Origin of the sequence: Pseudoduganella aquatica (assembly GCF_009857595.1) — a bacterium.
Taxonomy (GTDB): Bacteria; Pseudomonadota; Gammaproteobacteria; order Burkholderiales; family Burkholderiaceae_D; genus Rugamonas; species Rugamonas aquatica_A.
Genome location: NZ_WWCU01000105.1, coordinates 1 through 1037, shown reverse-complemented (window position 1 = coordinate 1037; position 1037 = coordinate 1). Strand labels below are relative to the sequence as shown.

Annotated in this window: 1 protein-coding gene; it reads right to left on the bottom strand. The window is 71.2% G+C overall.

Going from position 1 to position 1037, the window contains the following annotated elements:
* Positions 1 to 143 precede the first annotated feature (143 nt).
* A partial coding sequence (locus GTP77_RS29715; RefSeq protein WP_371869420.1) for a type II and III secretion system protein family protein occupies positions 144 to 1037 on the bottom strand: 894 nt, incomplete at its 5' end.

Here is a 1037-nt window from a genome sequence, read left to right as displayed (position 1 = left end):
GGTGGCCTCGCCGAACGGCAGCGGCGCCGCGCCGGCGCCGGGCTGCTGCGCGCGCCCGGCCGCACAGCCCGACAGCAGCACGGACAACAGCAGCGGCAACAGCGGCAGCGCGGGCCGCTGGCCGGGCAGGAATCGGCGTGGCGTCATGGTTGTCCTCCTTGCGGGCGGGCGCCCAGAAACAGTTCGCCGCGCGCCGGCGGCGCCATGCTGCCGGTGGGCAGCGCCGGTTCGCCCGGCGGCAAGGGCTTGACCAGGTGGGCGGTGATAACAAACAGCAGTTCGCTGCGGTCATGCTGGAAGTCGGTGCTGCGGAACAGCGCACCCAGCACCGGCAGTTCGCCCAGCAGCGGCAAGCCCTTGACGGTGGTGTTCTGGGTGTTGCGTATCAGGCCGCCGATGGCGAAGCTCTGGCCGTCGTACAGCTGCACCGTGGTGGTGGCGCGGCGCGTGGTGATCAGCGGCAGGATGGCGCTGCCGGCAAAGCCGGTGGCGGAAATGCCTATGCCCTCGCGCGCCAGCTCCGACACTTCCGGCGCCACCTTCAGGTTGATGCGCCCGCCGGCCAGCACCGTGGGCGTGAAGCGCAGGCCCACGCCGAACTCCTTTTCCTCCAGCGTGACCTTGTCCTTGTCCTGCGCCACCGGAATGAAGATTTTTCCGCCGGCCAGGAAGCTGCCCTCCTGGCCGCTGATGGCCATCACCGTGGGCTCGGCCAGGATGCGCACCAGGCCGTCCTTGCGCTCGGCGTCCAGCGTGATGCGCTTGCTGTCGCCCTTGCTCAGGTCGAGCCGGCCGCCCGGCAGGCCGGACAGGAAATTGGACAGCACGGTGGCGGCCCAGCCGCCGCCGGCGTAGTGCAGCATCACGCCCGCCTCCAGTTTGTCGAGCAGGGTCTTGGACACCTCGGCGATTTTCACTTCCAGCATCACCTGCTGCGGCGCCGTCGCGGCCAGCAGGTTGACCACGCGGCTCAGGTTCGGGCCGGCCGCCGCTGCGGGAGCGCCCGGCGCGGCGGCCGGCGCGGACTGCGCCCCCTT